Genomic DNA, 22,336 nt, shown 5'->3' with positions numbered 1-22,336 from the left:
TTATTTTAAAAAAATCAAAAATTATATTAAGGAAAAATTATGTTAAATGATAAAACAGTATTTGAAGAGAATGAATCAGAAATTAGAGCTTATTGTAGAGCAGTACCAACTGTTTTTAAATCATCAAAAAATGCAATTATGATTGACGAAAATGACAAAGAATTTGTAGACTTTTTTGCAGGAGCCGGAGTTTTAAACTTTGGTCACAATAATCCAAAAATGAAAGAAGCGGTAATAGAGTTTTTACAAAGAGATGGAGTAGTTCACTCTCTTGATATGTTTACAGATGTTAAAAGAGATTTTATCTCAACATTTGTCGAAACTGTTTTAAAACCTAGAGGAATGGGTGATTATAAACTTCAATTCACAGGGCCAACGGGAACAAATGCAGTTGAAGCAGCACTTAAACTTGCTAGAAAAGTAACTGGAAGAACAGAGATTGTAGCTTTCCATAGAGGTTTCCATGGTATGACTTTAGGTTCACTTGCTTGTACAGCAAATAATGCCTTTAGAAGCTCGTCAGGAGTTCCTTTAAACAATGTTATTAGAGGAACATTTAATGACATGGAAGCTCTAGATAGAATGAGAGAGCAAATGTTTGATGCAGGGTCAGGGATGTTACCACCAGCTGGATTTATAGTTGAACCAGTACAAGCTGAAGGTGGTGTTCGACCAGCAACAAAAGAGTGGCTTCAAGCAGTACAAAAGCTTGCACGTGATACAGGAGCATTATTTATCCTTGATAGTATTCAATGTGGTAATGGTAGATGTGGAAGTTATTTTAGTTTTGATGATTTAGATGTTGACCCAGATATTAATATTTGTGCAAAAGGTTTAGGTGGATTTGGTACACCAATTGGTATGTTAGTAAATAAACCAGAAATTGATAAAGCTTGGGGGCCAGGACAACATACAGGAACATTTAGAGGACAAGGTATCTCATTTGTAGCTGGGCGTGTTGCCTTAGAGTATTTCAAAGATGAAGAGTTTAATAAAGAGACTATTAGAAAAGGTAAAGTGATTAGAGCCTTACTTGATGAAATGAATGATAAATATCCTCAAGTTACTGATATTAGACAAAAAGGGATGATGTTAGCAATTAACTTCGATAATGCCGCAACAGTTAAAGAGATTACTGGAAAATGTTATGAAAATGGTCTAATTATTGGGGCTTGCTCAACTGGTGAGATCATTAAATTTATTCCACCTTTAACAATTGAAGATGATGTTTTAGAAGAGGGCTTAAAAAGATTTAAAGCTTCAGTTGAAGCTGTATTAGGTTAAAAGCAACTGGTTGCTTTCTTTAGAATTTGCTTCTTTAGATGAGATTTATTCTCATTGGTAAAAGAAGTTAAAAATATAGGTCCCTGAAAAAATGGGACATTTTTTAAGGATAAATTATGGGATATAGTTCAACACATTTTAAATCAATAAATCCATACAATGAAGAAGTTGTCTGTGAAGTACCAATGCATACAAAAGAACAAACAAGAGAAATTATAGAAAATTCACAAGAAGCATATTTAAGTGAATGGATTAATACAAGTTATGAACAAAGAGCAAAGCTTTTGAATGCAGTTGCAAAAGAGATGAAAGACAATCTTGATTATTACGCACTTCCTATGACTGAAGAGATGGGAAAACCAATTAATGAAGCAAGAGGGGAAGTTAATAAAGCTGCGTGGGCAGCAGAACATTACGCAAGTTTTGGAGAAGAATATTTAAAAACTGAATACTTAGAATCAGATGCTACTGAAAGTTATGTTCAGTATTTACCCCTTGGAGTAACACTTGGAGTGTTACCTTGGAATGCACCATTTTGGCTAGCTTTTAGATATCTAGCACCTGCGCTAATGTCTGGAAATACTTGTATTATGAAACATGACTCACATACTCCATTATGTGCACTTAGAATAGTTGAAGCCTTTACTAAAGCAGGTTTCCCTACAAATGTTGTTCAAAATCTAATGGTGGGACATGCTTTACTTGAAGATGTAATTAGACATGAAAATGTAATGGGAGTTTCCCTTACAGGTTCTTCAAAAGCAGGAGCTGCTGTTGGAGCTATTGCTGGAAGTGAGATTAAACCAGTTGTTTTAGAACTTGGTGGTAGTGACCCAGCTATTATTTTAGCTGATACACAAGATTTAGAAAAAGCAGCTGATGTAGTGGTTTTATCAAGATATATAAACGCAGGACAATCTTGTATTGCCGCAAAAAGAATTATCGTTGAAGAGCCAATTTATGAAAAATTTATAGCTTTACTAAAAGAAAGATTTGAAAAATTAAAACTTGGTGATCCTAAAGATGAGTCAACAACTATTGGACCAATAGCAAGACGTGAGTTAGTTGAAGAGATGCATGAGCAAGTTGATAGATCAGTTGCGGCAGGAGCTAGATTAGTTCTTGGTGGTCAAAGATTAGATGATATGCAAGGGTTTTTCTTCCCTGTAACTATTTTAGCTGATGTAGAACCAGGTATGGTTGTTTCTTGTCAAGAAACATTTGGACCAATAGCTTCAGTTATAAAAGTAAAAGATGAAGAGGAAGCTATAAAAATAGCAAATGCAACAGATTATGGTTTAGGTGGTTCTGTTTGGACAGGGGATATTGAAAAGGGTAAAAAATTAGCTTCAAGAATTGTAACAGGACAAGTTTCAATTAATGGAATAGTTAAATCAGACCCAAGACTTCCAAGTGGGGGAGTTAAAAAATCTGGACTTGGAAAAGAGTTAGGACCACACGGAATTAGAATGTTTGTAAATACTCAACAAGTTTGGGTCGGTCCTGTAAAAAGTTAAGTTTTGGAGAATAAAATGAGTAAAACAAAACTTGCCTTTACTAAAAAGGAATATATTCAAAGGGTTAAAAGGGTTAAATCTTTAATGCAACAAAGACGAATTGACGTCTTAGTTGCAACAGACCCAGGAAATATGAATTGGCTAACTGGATATGACGGATGGTCTTTTTATGTTCATCAGGGTGTAATTATCTCTTTAGATCATGAAGAACCTATTTGGTTTGGAAGATTTATGGATGTAAATGCTGCCTTACTTAGATGTTACATGAGTGAAGCGAATATGATTGGTTATCCTGAAATGTATGTACAAAATCTAGATGAGCATCCAATGACATGGATTGGAGAAAATGTTTTTAGAAAAAATGGATGGGATAAATGTGTCATTGCAACGGAAAGGGATAATTATTATTATTCTGCAGAAGCTCATTTTAGATTAACAGCTACTTTACCAAATGCAACCTTTGTAAATGCCAATAATCTAGTAAATTGGGTTAGGGGTAAAAAGTCTGCAAAAGAGATTGAGTATATGAAAATTGCTGGAAGAATTACTGAAAAGATTCACCAAAGAGTACTTGATATTGTAAGGCCAGGTATTCCTAAATCACATGTGGTTTCACAAATTTATGAAACAGCAATTGCTGGAGTTGATGGTTATGGAGGAGATTATCCTTCAATTGTACCATTACTTCCTTCTGGGACTGAAGCATCTGCATCTCATATTACTTGGGATGATAGACCCTTTAAACGAAATGAAGCAACATTTTTTGAAATATCTGGGTGTTATAAAAGATACCATGCTCCTATGTCAAGAACAATCTACATGGGAAAACCAAATCAAAAATTTCTTGATGCTGAAAAGGCATTACAAGAAACAATAGATGCAGGACTTGAAATGGCAAAGCCAGGAAATACAACTGCTGATATTGCAAATGCGGCCCAGAAAGTTATGAATAAATACGGTATTGATAGAAATAATGCAAGATATGGATATCCAATTGGAGTTAGTTATCCACCCGATTGGGGGGAGAGAACTTGTAGTTTAAGAAGTACAGATTTAACACTTCTTGAACCAGGTATGACTTTTCACTTTATGCCAGGAATTTGGCAAGATGATTGGGGAATTGAGATTACAGAAAGTATTCATATTACTAAAGATGGAGTAGAGACTTTTTGTAATTTTCCAAGACAATTATTTTTAAAGTAATACTAAATATAGGGGGGTGTATCTATAAAAAAGCTTATATTTACAAAACTAAAAAGAGAAAAAAGTGATAAACCAAAGAAAGAAAGGAAATTGATATGAAATTATTTAAAGGATTGGTAATAGCAGGTTTAATTACTGCTACAAGTTTAAGTGCAGCAACATGGAAATATGCTTTTGGTGAAGGTACAAGTGACCCTCAAGGTATTTATGCAACTGCATTTAAGAGTTTTATAGAGGATAATTCAAGAAATAAAATTGAACTATATAAGGTTGGTTCTTTAGGTGAAGAAACTGACATGATGGAGCAAACAAGAGCTGGATTACTTCATTTCTTAGGGCAATCAACAGGATATATGGGTGGAACTATCCCTGAAATGGATATTTTTACAGTTCCTTACGTAATGCCAACAGATACAAAACAATTGGACTATTTCTTTAAAAATTCAAAAGTAGTTAATGAGATGCTTCCAACAATTTTCCATAAACATGGATTAGAACTATTATCTATTTTCCCTGAAGGAGAGATGGCTGTTACAACTTTTGAAGAGTTTCATTCACCAGCAGATTTAAAGGGTAAAAAAATGAGAGTTATGCCTGGTTCACCAATTTTAGTTGAAACATATAAAGCTTTTGGATCATCTCCTCAACCTATGTCATGGGGTGATTTAGTTGGTGCACTTAAAACAGGAATGGTTGATGGACAAGAAAACCCAACAGTATGGATTGAAGCTTATGGTTTAGATGATTTAACAAAAGTTTTAACATATACAGGACATGGTCACTTTAATGCATCAGTTAGTGCAAATAAAAAATTCTATGATGAATTATCAAAAAGAGATAAAAAATTAGTTCAGGCAGCTGCCCAATTTGCCCATAAAACAATTTTACAAGAAGCTCAAAAACTTGATGCTTATGGATTAGGAAGAATTGTAAGAACAAATCCAGATTATAAAATTGTAACTTTAACTGAAGATGAAAGAAAAGCATTTAAAGAAGAAGCAAAAGCTGTGCAAGAATCATTTGCTTCAAAAAGTGATTCAAACAAAAAAATAATGACTCAAATGATGAAAGATTTAGCCGAAGCTGAAGCAAATGCTAAATAATTCATAAGATATAGTAATCCACTTTAAGTGGATTTACTATAGTAGATTACAAAGTGTTGTAACCTATTATAGTAAAAGGAAGAATTATGGACACTAGTACAAAGAACCCAATACTAAAAGCTTTAGATTTTGTAGATAAGATACTAAGTAAATTTGAAGGTATTATGCTTGCTTTAGGTGTAATGGCAATGGCAATAATAACTATACTTTCTGTTATTACAAGGTTTGTTTTTAATGATGCATTAACTGTTACTGACGAATTAAATATGATATTTATTGTAATAGTTACATTTGCTGGTCTAAGTTATGCAGCTAGAAATGGAAGACATATTAGAATGTCTGCAATATATGATGCTCTTCCCACAAAAATTAGAAAAGTCTTTATGATATTTATCTCTTTAATAACTTCAATTTTTATGTTCATATTAGCAAAATATTCATATGGATATATAGTTGAAGTATATGAAAGTGGAAGAATATTACCAGCTATTGGAATTCCAGTATTTTATGTGTATTTATGGGTTCCAATTGGATTTACTGTTACAGGGCTTCAATATTTTTTCACAGTTGTAAAAAATATTAGAGAAGACGATGTTTTTCTTTCAACAAATGTAAGAGATGGTTACAGTGATAGTAACAATGACATGGAAGTATAAGGAAGAAAAATGCAAAAGCTTATAAAACAATTTTTAATAATTCTTACAATTTTAGTTGGATTTTCCATATCTGCTTTTTCAAAAGAGAATATAACTTTATATTTTGATGAGATTGCTATTGAGGACAAAGTTAATCTTTTTATTTATGGTTCAGCAGAATCAGAAGATTTTTCTTCCCATAAATGGCAAATTGTAAATGTAAAAGTAAAAGATAGTAAAAATAAAGAGCTTCTTTTTAGTACTGAGACTGATAAAAAAGGTTTTTGGGAAGTTGAAAATATCGATATCAAAGATTTTAGTGATGGAAAGCTTAATATTGAAGTAAAAATGATGACAGAAGATGGTGAAGTTTTGGCTTCTTTAGTGGATAAAAATACTATAAAAGATACTAGTTTTAAAATAACTGAATTTCTAAAAAATCATTTATCTGCATCTATTTTTTCATTAATGGTGATTTTATTATTACTTGGTTTTCCTATGATGATTCCATTAATTGCAGGAACCTCTTTGGGTGTTTTCTTACTCTTTGATGGTGATTTTTCGAAAATGGAGTTTCTAATTCAGCAGATGATGGGTGGGATTAGGCCTGCTGCACTTATTGCTGTTCCTATGTTTATTCTATCTGCTGATATTATGACTAGAGGAAAAAGTGCTGAAAAACTTATTGATTTGGTAATGGCTTTTGTAAGACATATAAAAGGTGGACTTGCAGTTAGTACAGCAGGAGCTTGTGCTATGTTTGGTGCCGTTTCAGGTTCTACTCAAGCAACAGTTGTTGCAATTGGATCTCCGTTGAGACCAAGACTTAAAAAAGGTGGATATAAAGAATCATTTATTTTAGCTCTTATCGTAAATTCAAGTGATATTGCTTTTTTAATTCCTCCAAGTATAGGAATGATTATTTATGGAATTGTTGCTAAAACATCTATCCCTGAACTTTTTATTGCTGGGATTGGACCTGGATTATTAATCCTTTTTCTTTTTTCAATTTATAGTATTATTTATGCATATAGACATAATATACCAACAGAACCAAAGGCCTCATGGAAAGAAAGAGGTCATGCTTTATTAAATGCCTTATGGCCTTTAGGATTTCCTTTAATTATTGTTGGTGGTATTTTTGGAGGAATATTTTCTCCCACTGAAGCAGCCGCAGTTAGTGTAGCATATGCAATTTTCCTAGAAGGTATTGTTTTTAAAACAATGAAACTAAAAGATCTATATGCAACAGCTAAATCAACTGGATTAGTAACAGCTGTTGTATTTATATTAGTTGGAGCTGGAGCTGGGTTTGCATGGGTATTATCTTTTGCTCAAATTCCACAACAAGTTTTAAGTTCTATTGGTATTACAGAAATGGGACCTTATCAAGTTTTATTTGTAATCTCAATTGCCTTTTTTGTAGGATGTATGTTTGTTGATCCAATTGTAGTTATATTAGTTTTAGTTCCTATTTTTGCGCCAATTGTAAATTCAGTAGGATTAGATCCAGTTTTAGTTGGGACGATTATTACGCTTCAAGTAGCTATTGGTTCTGCAACCCCACCTTTTGGCTGTGATATCTTTACAGCCATTGCAGTATTTAAAAGACCATATTTAGAAGTTATTAAAGGAACACCACCATTTATTTTTATTCTTTTAAGTGTATCGGTAGCTTTAATTTTCTTCCCAGATATTGCCTTATTTTTGAGGGATGTTGCCTTTAAGGATCTAAATGTAATTGAGTATTTTCAAAACTTATTTGGTTTTGGTGCTCAAGTTATAGAATAATTTTAAGTAAAAAGGAGATGTCTTGTTTAAAAAGATATTAGTACCAACTGATGGCTCAGAACAAGCTAAAAAGGCTTTAGATTTAGCTTGTAAAATGGCCTTAGAAAATGAACAAACTCAGATAAATATATTGTCAGTTTTTAGACATCACAGTTTTACTGAGGCGTCTTTAGCAATGTTACCAAGACAAGCAGACGATGAAGCTGCAAATTTAGATGAGGTTATGAGATCTTATGCAAAGGAGTTAGTCGCCAAGTCAAAAGAGATTGCCATTGAGTATGGATTAGAAAAACATAGGGTAAGAGGTTTTATTAGAATTGGACAGGTTGCAAAAGAGATTTTAGATTTTATAAAAGAAGAAAATATTGACTTAATTGTAATTGGAAAACAAGGAAGAGGGGATTTAAGTGGTTATCTTTTAGGTGGAGTTTCACATAAAGTTACAGGTCTTTCAAAAATCCCAGTAATGGTTGTATGATGATTTTATTTGATATTAGAAAAATTAATAGTATCTATTGCTTTAATAGAGTCTATTCAAAGGTAGCTTACTCGTCCAGATTATAAAGGGATTAAACTTTTTTTAATCCTGCAATATCTTTTGCAAATAATTTAAAAAAACTTTTAATTGGACAAAAAAATGAAAAATAAAATTATGAAAGCTATGGTTTTAACAGGCCATGGAGATGTAAATAAAATAGAATACAAAGATGTAGCAATACCAAAACCAAAAAAAGGAGAGGTATTAGTTGAAGTACATGCTACGGCAAAAAATAATACCGATAGAAAAGCTAGAATTGGTGTTTATGGGGTGGATGACAAAAATAAGGATGAAATTACTTCCTTTGATATGAGTGGGGATAACACTTTTACATTTCCAAGAATTCAAGGTGCAGATATAGTTGGAACTATTGTGGAAGTTGGTTCAGAAGTTTCAACTAGTAGAATTGGAAAAAAAGGTTTAATAGATTTTAATATCTATTTAGATCTTGAACAAAATGATAATCTAAATTTAACTCCCGATTATATAGGTCATGGATGTAATGGTGGTTTTGCTGAATATGTAGTAGTTCCCGATGAAAATTTTTATAATATGTCAAATCTTGATATAAGTGATGCCGAGCTTGCAAGTTTAGGTATGTGTTCATATCAAACAGGACTTAGAATGCTAAATGCTTCTAGGGTAAAGAAAGATGATTTAGTTTTAGTTTCTGGGGCAAGTGGTGGAGTTGGAACTGCTTTAATTCAAATGTGTAGAATTTTAGGGGCAATTCCTTATGCTTTAAGTAGCAAAGAAAAAGAGGCTCAACTTCTAAAAATAGGAGCCGAAAAAGTAATTGATAGATCAGATATAAAAACTTTAAAACAAAGAGTTTTAGAGGCAACAAATGGAAAATCTATCGATGCAGTTATGGATATGGTTGGTGGAGAATATACAAATATTTTCTTAGATTGTATGATTACTGATATGAAGAATAAAAATGACTATCCAAGACTTAGTATTGCAGGAGCTAGTGGAGATAATCTAACACAAATTATGTGGTCAAAGATATATTTATATCAAATAGAAATTCATGGAGTTTCCCATGGAACTAGAAATGAAGTAAAACAATTAATGAAATGGATTAGAGAAGGTAAATTAAAACCTATGCTTCATGCCACATTTAAGCTTTCAGAACTTCATAAGTGTGAAGAGTATTTCGCAAATAGGTCAAATAACTATCTTGGAAAAGTAGTAGTGATTCCTGATTCAAAATGGGATGAATATGGGAAAGAGTTTGCCTTAAAGGGTTCTTTATGAGTTCAAAAGAACATAAAATAGGTCTAATTGATACCCACGCTGGAGGTGATGTTAGTAGAGTAGTTTTTTCTGGAGTAAAAAAACTTCCAGGAAAAACTGTAAGAGAACAAATGGAATATTTACAAGAAAAAGCAGATGGGTTTAGACAAACATTGCTTTTCGAGCCATATGGGATCCCTGAGATGTCAATAGATTTAGTTGTTCCACCTTGCGAAAGCGAAGCAGTTGCAGGATATATTATTATGGAGGTTATGGGATATCCTATCTATTCTGGTTCTAATACTTTATGCACAGCAACTGCAGTTATAGAAAAAGGATTAGTAGCTAAAAAAGAGGGGATTATAAATTTTAAACTTGAATCTCCTGCAGGTTTGGTTGATATTGAAGCAAATATAGTAAATGATGTTGTTGAATCTGTAACTTGTCAAGGATTACCAAGTTATATCCATTCTTATAAACAGATAATTGATATACCAAATTTGGGAGAAGTTACTTATTCAATAGCCTATAGTGGTGGTTTTTATGTTTTAGTTGAAGCTTCGCAATTTGGCTTTAAATTAAATAAAAGTGAAGAGGAAGAGTTATCTAAAACTGCATATATGATAATTGAAGCAATTAGAAAAGAACAGGATTTTAAACATTATAGTTTAGGTGATGTGGGACCCATTCCTTTTTTACATTTTATGGGTGAAGTTAGCAAAAAAGAAGAAGGTTTTTATAGTTCACCTTCAACTACTTATGTACACCCAGGGGTTATTTGTAGAAGTACAACAGGAACAGGAACTTCAGCTAGACTTGCATATTTATATTATGAGAATAAAATAAAACAAGGTGATAAATTAGAAACCATTTCTCTAAGAAATACAAAATTTATTGGAGTTTTTGAAAGTGTTGAAAAACAAAAAAACTACAATGTAATTAACAATAAAATTTCAGGTAAAAGTTATATCATAGGTAAACAAGATATTTATATTAATTGTGATGATCCAATGCTAAATCATCTAGATAGTTTGAATGAATTAGTAGATGTACTTGAATAAGATAAAAAGGAGAATTATATGTTAAAAAAATTTGAAGAAGTTGTAAACTTTGCAATAGATTTTAGACATAATTTGCATAAAAATCCAGAGTTAAAATGGGAAGAAACCAATACCGCAAAATCTATTAGAGATATTTTAGAAGAGTATGATATTCCTTATAAAACCTATGCTAATACGGGAACTTGCGGACTTTTGGCACAGGATAAAAAAGGCCCTCATATTGCAATAAGAGGTGATATTGATGCCTTAGCTTTAGAAGAAAAAACAGATGTACCATATAAGTCAACAAAAGAACAGTGTATGCACGCTTGTGGACATGATGGACATACAGCTACATTAATGACAGCTGCAATTTGGTTAAAACAAAATGAACACCTTTTAGAAAACCCAGTAACTTTATTATTCCAACCAGCAGAAGAGGGTGGTCATGGAGCTAAAAAAATGATAGAAGAGGGTTGCTTAAATGGTGTTGATATGATTTTTGGTTGGCACAATTGGCCTGCTATTAAATTTGGTCAAGCTGTTTGTCCTGATGGAACTGTTATGGCTGGAAATGGAACTTTTCATATAGATATAAAAGGAAAGGGTGGACACTCTTCTCAACCTGAATTGTGTAAAGACCCAGTATTAGCAGCAAGTGCTATGACTTTGAATCTGCAACAAATAATAAGTAGAAAAGTATCACCCCAAGATAGTGCAGTTGTTTCAGTAACTTCAATTGATGGGAAAAGTGATTTAACTACAATACCAGATTTTGTAAAACTTGAAGGAAGTATAAGAGTGCCAACTGATGAATTAAAAACTTTTGTTTTTAATAAAATAGATGAGATTGTAAAAGCAACTGCAAAAACTTATGATGTTGAAGTTGATGTTGAATTAAGAGATAGGTATGGAGCAACAATAAATCATAAAGCCCAAGCAGCAATGGCTAGAGAAGAATTGAAAAATCAATTGGGTGAAAATTGGGAAAGTGATATCCCTACGCCTATTATGGCAAGTGAAGACTTTAGCTATTACTTAAATACTATTCCTGGAGCATTTGCACTTATTGGAAGTGATGATGGAGTTGAAAAACATCAAAAAGCTTGTCATAATGTCCATTATGACTTTAATGACAAATTAATACCTATAGTTAGTAAAACTTTAATGAGACTAGCTGGGTATAAGGGTGATTTTAAATAAGGAGTTTAATTGAGAGTATTTTTAGTTTTTTCATTACTACTTTCAATTTTATTTATAAATATAGGATATGGGATGATAATGTCCTATATTAGTATTTTTCTAAAACAAAATAGTGTGGACTCAATAATGATTGGTATTGTAAATGCCTCATTTTTTGTTGGTGCCACACTAAGTTCCCTTTTCTCTTCAAAACTTATTTCTCAAGTGGGACATATCAGAAGTTTTACCGCTTTTTCTTCTCTTTTAATAGGGGCTTTTTTACTTCATGCTTTAGTTTTTAATGAGTATTTGTGGATTATATTTAGAACTATTTCTGGGTTTTCTTATTATTCCTTACTTGTTATTTTAGAAAGTTGGTTAAGTGAAAAAAGTGATGATAACTCAAGGGGTGCTATCCTTTCTATGTATACCATCACTTTTTATTTTGCAAATGCAGTTGGGCAATTTACTCTAAGCTCATTTATGGATATTTTACAAGAAGATATTTTTGTCTTAGGTTCTATTTTAATGGTTTTACCAATTATTTCAATAGCTTTTACAAAAATAAAAGAGCCTCAATTACATGAAGTAAAAAAGATAAGTCTTCCAAAAATCTATTCAGTTGTACCTCTTTCTACAACAGCAAGTTTTATTGCAGGATTTTTTATAGGTGGATATTTTACAATGATGCCAGTTTTTGTCTTGGACAAATTTTCTACGACTGAGTACATATCAACAGTTATTTCAATTACTATTTTAGGTGGCTTATTATCTCAATATCCAATTGGAAAACTTTCAGATAAAATTGGAAGAAGAAAAGTTATATCTATGGTTGGTTTTTTAACAGCTATTTCATCATCTTTGTTCTTGTTTTTTGAGTTTGATATGAAGTTGTTGTATTTATTTGGTTTTTTATTAGGACTTACAATCTTTTCAATTTATCCATTAGCAGTTGCTAGAGCAAATGATGTTATACATGAAGATAGTGATATTGTTGAAATAAGTAGGGTTTTATTACTTTTTATTGGACTAGGTTCCTTTGTATCACCATTTGTAATTGGGTTTTCCTTACAATTAAGTAATGATTCTATGTTTATCATATTTGCAATTGTTGGGATATATTTAGGTTTTTATTCTCTTTCAAAAAGTAGGGTAAAAGATGATGAATTAAGTTATTATGTAAATATACCAACAACTGCAACACAAGAGATACAAATCCTTGATCCAAGAGTTGCAGAGGAAGAATATGAAGATTTTGAAGTTAATGACAAAAATAGGGCTAAAAAATGAATAAAATACAATAGACTATGCAATTGGTCTATTGTATCTCATGAAATATATAGATGGAATTGCAAGTCCAAAGCCAATTCCTCCTAAAGTAGTAATTGTCTTTAAACCATTTTCAACAAACATAGTAATAAGTTCAGGTGTAACTCCATGGGCACTCATATTTATAAGGTTTATAACAGTATTAAAGGCATATGTCCCTGGTAAAAGAGGAATAATTGAGGCAATTGTATAAACAGGTCTAGGGATAATAAATTTTCTTGACCAATATAATGCAACTAATCCAACTATTATTGAAGCAAATAAAGTTGAAAGCTCTAAAGACATATTAAAATCCAATAATATTGACCTTGAAGTATAACCAATCGCTCCACCAAATGCACAATATATAAGTGTATGTTTTGGAACATTAAAAACCATGCCAAAACCAACAGCGGGGATAGCTGCAAAAATCGCATTTATAATATAACTAATTAATTCTGCACCCATATTACCAACCTTTTAAATCTAAAACTGCAAAAGCAAAAACAATACCAATGGCAGTTGCAACTGTTAATAAAACAGCTTGCATCCAACGACCCCAACCCATTGCTAAGTAACCTTTTACTGCATCTAAAACTGAATTGATAAAGGGAAATCCAGGGGCAAGTAAAACTACACTTGATGATAAAGCAATATCAATTTTATCACTCAATTCATATATATGAGCAAGTCCTGAGATTAATGTTGCCACAAAAGCAGTAGCAGCAAAGGTTATAATCATCACAAACTTTCTTTTTGCTAATTCTTGTCTAGTAAACATAGCGACACTTGATGCAAGAAAAGTAACAAAAAATGAGATTAGATCTGCTCCATTTAAGTATGCAAATGAGGCACATGATAATCCCACCATAAAAACAACAAGCCATCTATTATATAAATTAGCTTGAATCTCTTTCATTGTTTTTAATACAAAACTTACATCTTTTTTTTCTTTTTCTGTTTGGTGACACATCCTTTGAACATCACATACAATAGACATATTTATTGGCTTATGGTATGCTCTTCTTGTTGTTGTTACAGAGTGTGTTTGATTGTTTGTTAGTGTTGTTAAAACAATAGCTGAAGGGATTAAAGAAAGTTCAACAGAATCAACACCTAAAGCCTTTCCTAATCTTTGAGCAGTTTGTTCTATAAGTCTACTTTCTGCACCATATTCAAGCATTAATACAGCAGCTTTTATTACAGCTCTTGTAATCTTTGTTTGTTCTTCGTACGTTAGTTGTATTTGTTTTTCTTCCATTATTTAATAAAATCTTTTATTTTTAGTATATTCCCACCATCATCAGCAATATAAAGATTACCTTTTTTATCAAAGGTTATTCCTTCTTGATTATAATAGTTTGTTAGTTTGTATTCTTTTTTTGTTTTTTGTTTTTTTAAATCATATTCAATCAAAAGTGAATTATCATCACTTACCATAAAAAGTTTATTTTTATAAAAAGTTAATCCGGCAATATCTTTATATCCATGGTTTATAATCTCTTTAATCTTTTGTTTTTTCTTTTTTAAATCATAATCAATAACTACAATTACAGAAGAGTCTTCTTTAGGATAAGACTTATTAGATTGGTTTGATAAATATATTTTATTCTTTAATATTGCAATACCTTCAATACCATCATTACCTTTTTTTAAAACCTTAATTCCATCAAATTCTCTTTTTATTGAGATCTCTTTTTTCTTTTTAAAACTTTTTTTTGATAGCACTAAAATATTATCTTTACCTTCAATAGCTACTAATAAAACATCTTTTTCATCATTAACTGCAACACCTTCAAAATCATATTTCCCTATCTCTTTTTGCCTTAGAATTTTACCTTCTAAATCCAATTCATAAATTGAACCTTCATCTGCAACAACAAAAAGTGTATTTGATTTTTCTGAATAAGTAATACCAGAAGCCTCTTGAATTTTTGAAATTATCATCTCTTTTGCCAACATATTTTGAATTAAACCATTAAAAATTAAAATTATCAGAAGAAATCTCTTCATCCTTCTTTTTCCTCAATTGGAAGGGATAGTGTGAATAAAGCACCTTTATAATGTGCTTCATTAACTAAAAAATTACAATTTGATACTAAAATTTCACCTTTTAAATGCTTTGTAATAATTTCATTAGACATATAAAGTCCTATACCTGTACCTTGTGATTTATGTTTGGTTGTAAAATATGGTTCTAGGATTCTATTTATAATATTTTTAGGAATCCCACCTGCATTATCTTTTATTTCAATGATTAGTGAACCTCTTTGTTTATAAGTATTTATACAAATTACAGCTTTTGATACTTTTTTTGATTGAATAGCATCAATTGCATTATTCAAAATATTTAGTAAAATTTGTACAAGTTCACTCTCTAAAGTTTTTATTTTTATAGGTTCCATATCCTTTATAACTTCAATATTATATTTTTTTAGTCTTGAATCAACCAAGTATAAAGATTTGTCAATGCAATCTTTTATATCAAAATATTGAACAAGTTTATTTGGATTAAAAAAGTTTCTAAAATCTTCAATCGTTTTTGAAAGGTATTGAGTTTGTTTATTTATGGAGTTTATACTTTCAAGCAAAAACTTTTCATCTACTTTTTTATTTATCTCCAGTTGCAATTGCATTCCTGTTGAGGCAGTTGAAATAACTGAAAGTGGTTGTCTCCATTGATGAGCAATATTCTCTAACATCTCTCCCATTGCTGCCATTTTTGATTGTTGAGCAAGTAGTGTGTCTTGTTCCCTTTTTTCAAGTTCAAGTTTTTTTATTTTTGTTAAATCAAGTATAGTTCCTATGACAAATAAAGGTTTACCTTCATTAGAAAATTTTGTTATTTTTGAAGTTAATTGAATATATTTAATAGTTTCATCTTTTAGTAATATTTTAAATTCAAAAGAGTTTTTTCTCTTTGTTCTAAAAGATTTTAAAAACTCTTTTTTAACTCTTTTCTTATCATCAGGATGAATAAAAGAGAAAAAAGTTATCAATGATGGCTTCATTTCACCTATAAAAAGTCCAAAGATTTTATAGTGTTCATTACTCCATTTTAACTCTTTTCTTTTTATGCTGTAACTAAAACTTCCTAGTTTAGAAATTGTTTGTGCCTCATCAAGTAAATAATTAGCTCTTCTTAACTCTTTAGTTTTTTCTTCAATTCTTTCTTCTAACTCTTCATTTAAAATCTTTAATTCTTTTGTTCTTTCATCTACAAGAAGTTTTAAGTTTTTGCTTTTTCGTAAATTTTGTTGATTAAAATAGATTAATGGAACAAAAAACAAACTTGTCAAACCAAGTAAAACCCATAGGGTTTTATAATCAAAGTTTTTTTCAAATTGAACATTTTCCCATTTTTTTATTATAGAGTTTATTTCATCTTTATTTAAAGAGATTATTGCTTTATTAAGTATTGATTGTAAAATTTTATAATCATCTCTTATCATAATACTCATATCATAATTTAAACCAGTATTTCCTGTGATTTTTAGAGAGTCATAATTAAGTTTTCTAATGTTATAAGCTAGTAATGGTTTGATATCAATAAATGCATAAGCTTTTTTTTCATTAACAGCTATTAGCCCCTCTTTGATATTTTTAACCAATAAAAAATCTAGATTAGGAAATTTTTCTCTTAATATTTTATGTGCGGTGAAGTTTTCCCCTACTGCAATTTTTTTATCAAAAAGATAGTTCATATTTTCTATAAAGTTTTCATCTTTAAGAGTAACAATAGATAAAGGAAAAGATGTATAAGATTTTGTAAATAGAGCATACTTTTTCCTATCTTTTGTTTCCCCAACACTAAAGATTAAATCCTCTTCTTTATTTTTTATTGCAGAAAGTTGTTTACTAAAATTACTATTAACAGAAAACTCATATTTTAAACCAAGTTCTTTAGCAATGAGCTCCCATATTTCAGTTGAAATACCCTCTGGCTTATTTACAGATACAAAAGAGAAAGGTTCCCAAGATTTTGAAAGGGAAATTTTAAGGGTTTTTGATTTTATGAAGTCTTTTTCCTCTTGTGTTAATTGAGCCAAGTTTTCAATATCTTCATAAATTCTTTGTTCATTATGTATAATCCATTTACTTTCAACAGAGGCCAAATCTTCAGGTTTTAATTTATCAAAACCTTCATTAAACAGTTTTATAAGATTTTCATCTTCAGAAATAGCTCTTATTTTAAAAGAATTAGATAAAAGATTTATTGAACGTATTAAATGAAAATAACCATTTTGTAAAGCATAATATTCAATGGCAATTTTGTCATCATATATCAAATCAATTTTTCTTGAAGTAAAGTCTTTAAAAGCTTCTAAATAGTTCTCATAAATAATAATTTCAGAGTTTTTAAAATTCTTCTTTAAAACCTCTTCATAATCACTTCCAATAATTCCAATTATGTATGAAGCATCTTTACTAAAACCCTTGTTGTTTTCTTTATGAATAAATAGTGAAGTATCAAGTTTATAATAGTTTTTTGAACTTTTCATCCAATCTTCATAAGGCTTTGTACCTAAAAAGAAATCAACCTTTTTCTCTTTTGCAAGATTTATTGAATTATCCCAAGTAATTCCATTAATAAACTTTAAATTATAATTGTTTTCTTCAGCCCAAAGTCTCCATAAATCTATAAAAAGACCTTCTGCTTTCCCATCTTGTTCATAAGAAAAAGGAGCATAATCTGGGTCATAAGAAATCTTAAATTGTTTTTGATTAGCATTTGATGGAAGCAAAAGTATAATAAAGAATGAAATAAGTGTTTTTAGAAATATTTTTTTTGTGAACATCAACGATACCAGCCATTAAAATTGAAGAAAATTATAGCTAAAACAAACTTTTGTTATAATCTCGAATAATTTACAGGAGTGTATTTGAAAGAATTAACAAAATACTATTTAAACAAAGATATTCTGTTTAAAGATTTAATTGAAATAAGTCCAAAAGATTTAGAAAGTAGAAAAAAAATCAAAATTTATAAGGCTACTGCAACTAATAACGCATATTATGCAATATTTATAGTTGATGGTAAAAGTAGATTTATTAGAAAAAATGCAAATGATTTATTAGAGCTTTTTAATAAATTAGTTGACAAACAAGGACACAATTTCAAAGAAAAAGAGCTTTTAATCTCTTCCCCTCTTTGTTCGAAAGCAAAAAAGTTTTTGGAAGAAAACAAATGGAGTGTACGAATTGATTTTGTGTGATATTGGGAACACTACATTCCATTTTTTGATAGAAGGAAAACATAAAAGATATTTCCTTGATGAAGATCTTCCTATATTTAATGATGAGATTTTTTATGTTTCTGTAAATAAAGATGCTACAAAAAAATTAAAACGATATAATCCTTTATCAAATGATATAAAAAAATTAATGAAATTTGAAACAGATTATGTTGGTTTAGGTATAGATAGGGCGATTGCAAGTTATTTTGAAAAAGATTCAGTGATTGTTGATGCGGGAAGTGCAATAACTGTTGATATCATGGAAGAGGGAATTCATAAAGGTGGTTTTATTTTACCTGGCTTAAAAGCTTTTATGGAAACTTATCCAAAAATTTCAAAAAAACTAAATTTTGAATTTGAAAGAAATATAAATTTAGATAAAATACCGCTTCAAACAAAAGATGCTATTACTTACGCAATGATGAAATCAATCATTTTACCAATTAAAGAAGTAAGTAAAAAAAGAAAAATAATCTTCACAGGTGGAGATGGAAAACTATTAAGTAAACATTTTGAAAATAGTGTTTATAAAAAAGATTTGATATTTGAGAACATGAAAAGGATAATTGATGCTAACAATTGCATTGCCTAAGGGTAGAATTGCAGAGGAGACTCTTGATAAATTTGAGAAAGCTTTTGGTGAAAAGTTTATTTTTGAAGATAGAAAATTAATTTTAGAAAAAAGTGGATTTAGATTTTTAAATGTAAGAAATCAAGATGTACCAACATATGTAATGCATGGTGCTGCAGATCTTGGAGTTGTTGGCTTAGATGTTCTTGAAGAAAAAGAGTTTGATTTAATTAAACTATTAAATCTACAATTAGGAAAATGTAAAGTTGCCTTTGGTCTAAGAAAGGGTGAAGAACTTGACATGACAAAGAGTAAAATCACAGTTGCAACAAAACATGAAAAAATAGCAAAAAGATATTTTGAAGAAAGAGCAATGGCTGTTCAAATTATTAAACTTTATGGGTCAATTGAACTTGCACCTTTAGTTGGTCTTTGTGATTGTATTGTTGATATTGTTGAAACTGGAACTACAATGAAACAAAATGGACTTGAAGTTGGACCTACTATTATGGAAAGCTCTGCTCATTTAATCGTAAACAAAAACTCATATTATGCAAAAAAAGATTTAATTTTTGATTTAAAAACTAAAATTGAGGCAGTTCTTTAATGGGTTTAGACCTATATTCAAAAATAGAAGCATATCTTGATTTTGATGAAGAAGTTTATAATTTAAATAATGAGTTTATGTCTCATATTATGGAAAAAGAGCTTGACAATATTTTAGATATAGGGTGTGGTCAAGGGTATTTTCTACAAAATTTAGCAATCAATAATAAAACAGCTTTTGGAATAGATTTAAGTGAAGCTCAAATTGATGTATGTAAACAAAAAGGGCTTGAAAATATTGCATGTATTCCATTAGAAAAAGTAGAAGAAAAGTATGACAACGCAACTGCAATTTTTGATGTACTAAATTATATTCCGCGAAATGAGCTTAAAAAGTTTTTTACAGATACAGCAAGAGTTTTAAATGATAATGCTTATTTTATATTTGATGTTAATACTTTGTTTGGATTTGACGAGGTTGCCCAAGGATCTATTACAATTGATAGAAAAGATAAATTTATAGCTATTGATGCCTTTTATGAAGATAGAAAACTAATAACTTCTTTAACACTTTTTTCAAAGGATGAAAGTGGAAAATATCATAAAGAAAAAGATAAAATCACGCAATATTATCATGATAAAAAAACTTTAAAAGAGTTATTAAAAAAAGTTGGTTTCGAGGTTGAAGAGATAAATGAATTCAATCTCCATGGATTTGATGAAGCTGATAAACTAATCTATATTTGTAGAAAAGTAAATTAGTTTAGGTGTTCTAGTTCAATTCTATTTCTTCCTAACTCTTTTGCTTTGTATAAAGCTTCATCTGCTCTTTTAAAAAAGTTGGCTTTTGTATCTGAACTATGAAATTGTGAAATACCTATTGAACATGTCACTCTTCCAATATTTTTAAAGTCAAAATTCTCTATTGAGCTTCTAACTTTTTCTGAGAAAACTGTTGCTTGTTCTATATTTGTATTAGGTAGAAGTATTACAAACTCTTCTCCACCCCATCTTGCAACAATATCACTTCCCCTTGTAGTAATTGTAAGGATTTTTGCAATTTCTTGAAGAATTTTATCTCCTTCTAAATGACCATGTTTATCGTTTATTTTCTTAAAATAATCAATATCAAGCATTGCTAAAGAAAAGTTGTAGTTACTATAGTGTTTAAAATTATCAATTTGTTCAATTAAAAGGGTATCAAACATACTTCTATTATATAGTTTAGTCAAATAATCAAAGGAAACCTCTTTTTTTAGTTTTGAAGTTGCCTTCAAAAGTTTTTCATTTGTTCTTGACATCTTTGAACCTTCCTCTTTAATAAGTTCAATCCATTTATTATAAACTGTTTTAAGTAGTTCTTTTTGGGTTATAATCCCTGAAATATAATTGTTTTCATCTACAACAACAATTCTTTTATAATGTTTAACTTTTATATATTCAACAGCTTTTGCAATAGTAGTTGTATCTTCTAAAGTATCTACTGGGGATGTCATATATTTTTTGATAGGTTTTAAAAGGTCAAAATCATTATGAACTATATCTATAAAATCTTTTGTAGTAAAAATTCCAATTGGCCTCAACTTTGAATCTATTATTATAACTGCATCTCTAGAGCTTTCTTTTAAAAGATGAATAACCTGAAGAGTAGATGCATTTTTATCTGTAGTCACTGCTCTATATTGATGAGTCAAGGAAGAAAGAGTTTGTCTCTTCATCATAATTTGTGGGTCAATATTATTAACTATATCTGTATAAGAAACTATTCCAATAAGTTCTTCATTTTCTGTAATAACCATGTATTCATCACTTGAATCAATATCATTTAAAACAGAAAGAAGATTTATATTTTTATCAAGTTGTTTTACTTTGGGGATTTTAAGATCCTGTAAAATCGCACTTTTATTAATATTTGAAATTTTGAATTCCAACAGATGTGTTGTTGTTAATATATGATAAGATTTATCTTCATAATTTTTTAAAATTATCGTCCGAAGATTATAATCAGACATCTTTTTTATCGCATCATCTAATGTCTTTTGAACATCAATAGTTAATACATTTTGAATACAAATATCATATACTGTTGGAATCAAAGTTTACCCTTATAAACCTACTGTGCCTCTAATAATTTCCATTTTTACACTTGCTATTTTTCTAGCCTTACTAGCACCAAATTCTAAAATTTCTTTAACTTCTTTTGGATTATTTAGTAAGTGTTCTCTTTTTTCTTGGTATGGGGCAAAGTGTTCATTAATTTTGTCTAATAAAGTTAATTTGAAATGTCCATAACCTTCACCAGGAGTTGCATATCTTTGTTGTAAATCTTTTAACTCATCATCATTCATAAATAGTTCACAAAGTTTGTAGATATTACAGTTTTCGTAAGTCTTTGGTTCATCAAGTTCTTTTGAATCAGTTACGATTGACATAACTTGTTTTTTAACACCTTTTTTTGTCCCAAACATATCAATTGTATTTCCATATGATTTAGACATTTTAGCTCCATCAGTTCCTGGAACTGTTGCAACCACTTCATCAACTTTTGCTTCTGGTAGTACAAAAACATCTGTGTTGTAGTGGTGATTAAAGCTATTTGCGATATCCCTTGTCATCTCAACATGTTGAATTTGATCTTTTCCAACAGGAACGATATTTGAATCATAAAGTAAAATATCTGCAGCCATTAAAACAGGGTATGAAAATAATCCATGGTTTGCTCCAATTCCTTTTGAAATTTTATCTTTATAAGAGTGTGCTCTTTCTAGAAGTCCCATAGAAGTGTGATTTGATAATATCCAGTATAATTCAAGTACCTCTTTTACATCGTGTTGCACCCAAAAAGTTGATTTTTCAGGATCCATTCCCAATGCTAAAAAGTTTACAGCAGCTTCAAAGATATTTTTTTCTAAAAGCTCTTTTTCCTTAACAGTTGTTAAAGCATGATATGAAGCTAAAAATGCAAAAAGTTCACCATCATTTTGTGACTCTATCATTTTTTTAATCATACCAAAGTAGTTACCTATGTGTATGGTACCTGATGGTTGAATTCCAGATAATATTCTCAATTTATACTTCCTTATAAAGCTCCCAATTAAAAGGGAAATTAATTTTTTGCGAAATTATATCTAAAATTAGTAAA

General features: G+C 30.0%; 21 protein-coding genes. 15 read left to right on the top strand and 6 right to left on the bottom strand.

What is annotated here, in order from left to right; translation table 11 throughout:
* The first annotated feature begins 39 nt into the window (after positions 1 to 39).
* The 11 genes from AC2TY9_RS00710 (at position 40) to AC2TY9_RS00660 (ending at position 12,822) form a co-directional block, all read left to right on the top strand.
* Complete coding sequence (locus AC2TY9_RS00710) at positions 40 to 1,284, top strand: diaminobutyrate--2-oxoglutarate transaminase (RefSeq protein ID WP_489778784.1); 1,245 nt, start codon at positions 40 to 42, stop codon at positions 1,282 to 1,284.
* Positions 1,285 to 1,400: 116 nt separating this feature from the next.
* A complete protein-coding gene (locus AC2TY9_RS00705) occupies positions 1,401 to 2,801 on the top strand; it encodes an NAD-dependent succinate-semialdehyde dehydrogenase (RefSeq protein ID WP_489778782.1) in 1,401 nt (466 codons plus the stop codon).
* A 15-nt stretch (positions 2,802 to 2,816) separates the two neighbouring features.
* Complete coding sequence (locus AC2TY9_RS00700; protein WP_489778781.1) at positions 2,817 to 4,004, top strand: M24 family metallopeptidase; 1,188 nt, start codon at positions 2,817 to 2,819, stop codon at positions 4,002 to 4,004.
* 95 nt (positions 4,005 to 4,099) lie between these two features.
* Complete coding sequence (gene dctP / locus AC2TY9_RS00695) at positions 4,100 to 5,107, top strand: TRAP transporter substrate-binding protein DctP (RefSeq protein WP_489778780.1); 1,008 nt, start codon at positions 4,100 to 4,102, stop codon at positions 5,105 to 5,107.
* 86 nt (positions 5,108 to 5,193) lie between these two features.
* Entirely contained in the window at positions 5,194 to 5,763 is a 570-nt protein-coding gene (locus AC2TY9_RS00690) for a TRAP transporter small permease (protein WP_489778778.1), read from the top strand.
* Positions 5,764 to 5,772: 9 nt separating this feature from the next.
* Positions 5,773 to 7,533, top strand: a complete 1,761-nt coding sequence (locus AC2TY9_RS00685; protein ID WP_489778776.1) for a TRAP transporter large permease — start codon at positions 5,773 to 5,775, stop codon at positions 7,531 to 7,533.
* Between the two features lie 22 nt (positions 7,534 to 7,555).
* Positions 7,556 to 8,011 (top strand): universal stress protein, encoded by a 456-nt coding sequence (locus AC2TY9_RS00680; RefSeq protein ID WP_489778775.1) that lies wholly within the window; start codon positions 7,556 to 7,558, stop codon positions 8,009 to 8,011.
* Between the two features lie 159 nt (positions 8,012 to 8,170).
* Positions 8,171 to 9,331: a zinc-binding dehydrogenase gene (locus tag AC2TY9_RS00675; RefSeq protein WP_489778773.1), complete on the top strand. Its 1,161-nt coding sequence runs from the start codon at positions 8,171 to 8,173 to the stop codon at positions 9,329 to 9,331.
* Positions 9,328 to 10,371: a proline racemase family protein gene (locus AC2TY9_RS00670; RefSeq protein ID WP_489778772.1), complete on the top strand. Its 1,044-nt coding sequence runs from the start codon at positions 9,328 to 9,330 to the stop codon at positions 10,369 to 10,371. Before AC2TY9_RS00675 ends, AC2TY9_RS00670 begins: the two co-directional genes overlap by 4 nt.
* Before the next feature lie 18 nt (positions 10,372 to 10,389).
* Positions 10,390 to 11,553 (top strand): N(2)-acetyl-L-2,4-diaminobutanoate deacetylase DoeB2, encoded by a 1,164-nt coding sequence (gene doeB2 / locus AC2TY9_RS00665; RefSeq protein ID WP_489778770.1) that lies wholly within the window; start codon positions 10,390 to 10,392, stop codon positions 11,551 to 11,553.
* A 9-nt stretch (positions 11,554 to 11,562) separates the two neighbouring features.
* Positions 11,563 to 12,822 (top strand): MFS transporter, encoded by a 1,260-nt coding sequence (locus tag AC2TY9_RS00660; RefSeq protein ID WP_489778768.1) that lies wholly within the window; start codon positions 11,563 to 11,565, stop codon positions 12,820 to 12,822.
* A 15-nt stretch (positions 12,823 to 12,837) separates the two neighbouring features.
* Here the strand turns inward: AC2TY9_RS00660 and AC2TY9_RS00655 are convergent, their stop codons facing one another.
* Genes AC2TY9_RS00655 through AC2TY9_RS00640 form a run of 4 tightly spaced genes read right to left on the bottom strand, consistent with a single transcriptional unit; the run spans position 12,838 to position 17,639 of the window.
* Complete coding sequence (locus AC2TY9_RS00655; protein ID WP_489778766.1) at positions 12,838 to 13,308, bottom strand: threonine/serine exporter family protein; 471 nt, start codon at positions 13,306 to 13,308, stop codon at positions 12,838 to 12,840.
* A gap of 1 nt (position 13,309) precedes the next feature.
* The gene (locus AC2TY9_RS00650; protein WP_489778764.1) at positions 13,310 to 14,101 is read right to left on the bottom strand and encodes a threonine/serine exporter family protein; all 792 of its coding nucleotides are present in this window, start codon (positions 14,099 to 14,101) and stop codon (positions 13,310 to 13,312) included.
* A complete protein-coding gene (locus tag AC2TY9_RS00645; protein ID WP_489778763.1) occupies positions 14,101 to 14,853 on the bottom strand; it encodes an SdiA-regulated domain-containing protein in 753 nt (250 codons plus the stop codon). The genes AC2TY9_RS00650 and AC2TY9_RS00645 overlap by 1 nt, the downstream gene beginning before the upstream one ends.
* Complete coding sequence (locus AC2TY9_RS00640; protein WP_489778761.1) at positions 14,850 to 17,639, bottom strand: transporter substrate-binding domain-containing protein; 2,790 nt, start codon at positions 17,637 to 17,639, stop codon at positions 14,850 to 14,852. Before AC2TY9_RS00640 ends, AC2TY9_RS00645 begins: the two co-directional genes overlap by 4 nt.
* Before the next feature lie 84 nt (positions 17,640 to 17,723).
* Here AC2TY9_RS00640 and AC2TY9_RS00635 point away from each other — a divergent pair, with 84 nt between their 5' ends.
* Genes AC2TY9_RS00635 through AC2TY9_RS00620 form a run of 4 tightly spaced genes read left to right on the top strand, consistent with a single transcriptional unit; the run spans position 17,724 to position 19,956 of the window.
* A complete protein-coding gene (locus AC2TY9_RS00635) occupies positions 17,724 to 18,056 on the top strand; it encodes a hypothetical protein (RefSeq protein ID WP_489778760.1) in 333 nt (110 codons plus the stop codon).
* A complete protein-coding gene (locus tag AC2TY9_RS00630; RefSeq protein WP_489778759.1) occupies positions 18,049 to 18,669 on the top strand; it encodes a type III pantothenate kinase in 621 nt (206 codons plus the stop codon). The genes AC2TY9_RS00635 and AC2TY9_RS00630 overlap by 8 nt, the downstream gene beginning before the upstream one ends.
* A complete protein-coding gene (gene hisG, locus AC2TY9_RS00625) occupies positions 18,647 to 19,255 on the top strand; it encodes an ATP phosphoribosyltransferase (RefSeq protein ID WP_489778758.1) in 609 nt (202 codons plus the stop codon). The genes AC2TY9_RS00630 and hisG overlap by 23 nt, the downstream gene beginning before the upstream one ends.
* The gene (locus tag AC2TY9_RS00620; RefSeq protein WP_489778757.1) at positions 19,255 to 19,956 is read left to right on the top strand and encodes a class I SAM-dependent DNA methyltransferase; all 702 of its coding nucleotides are present in this window, start codon (positions 19,255 to 19,257) and stop codon (positions 19,954 to 19,956) included. Before hisG ends, AC2TY9_RS00620 begins: the two co-directional genes overlap by 1 nt.
* Here AC2TY9_RS00620 and AC2TY9_RS00615 read toward each other — a convergent pair.
* The gene (locus AC2TY9_RS00615; protein ID WP_489778756.1) at positions 19,953 to 21,290 is read right to left on the bottom strand and encodes a diguanylate cyclase; all 1,338 of its coding nucleotides are present in this window, start codon (positions 21,288 to 21,290) and stop codon (positions 19,953 to 19,955) included. The two genes, AC2TY9_RS00620 and AC2TY9_RS00615, sit on opposite strands and share 4 nt — an antisense overlap.
* A gap of 9 nt (positions 21,291 to 21,299) precedes the next feature.
* Complete coding sequence (gene trpS / locus AC2TY9_RS00610; RefSeq protein WP_489778754.1) at positions 21,300 to 22,262, bottom strand: tryptophan--tRNA ligase; 963 nt, start codon at positions 22,260 to 22,262, stop codon at positions 21,300 to 21,302.
* Between the last annotated feature and the right edge of the window lie 74 nt (positions 22,263 to 22,336).

The organism is Arcobacter sp. ISO1 (genome assembly GCF_058105185.1).
This window is presented reverse-complemented; position numbering and strand designations above follow the sequence as displayed.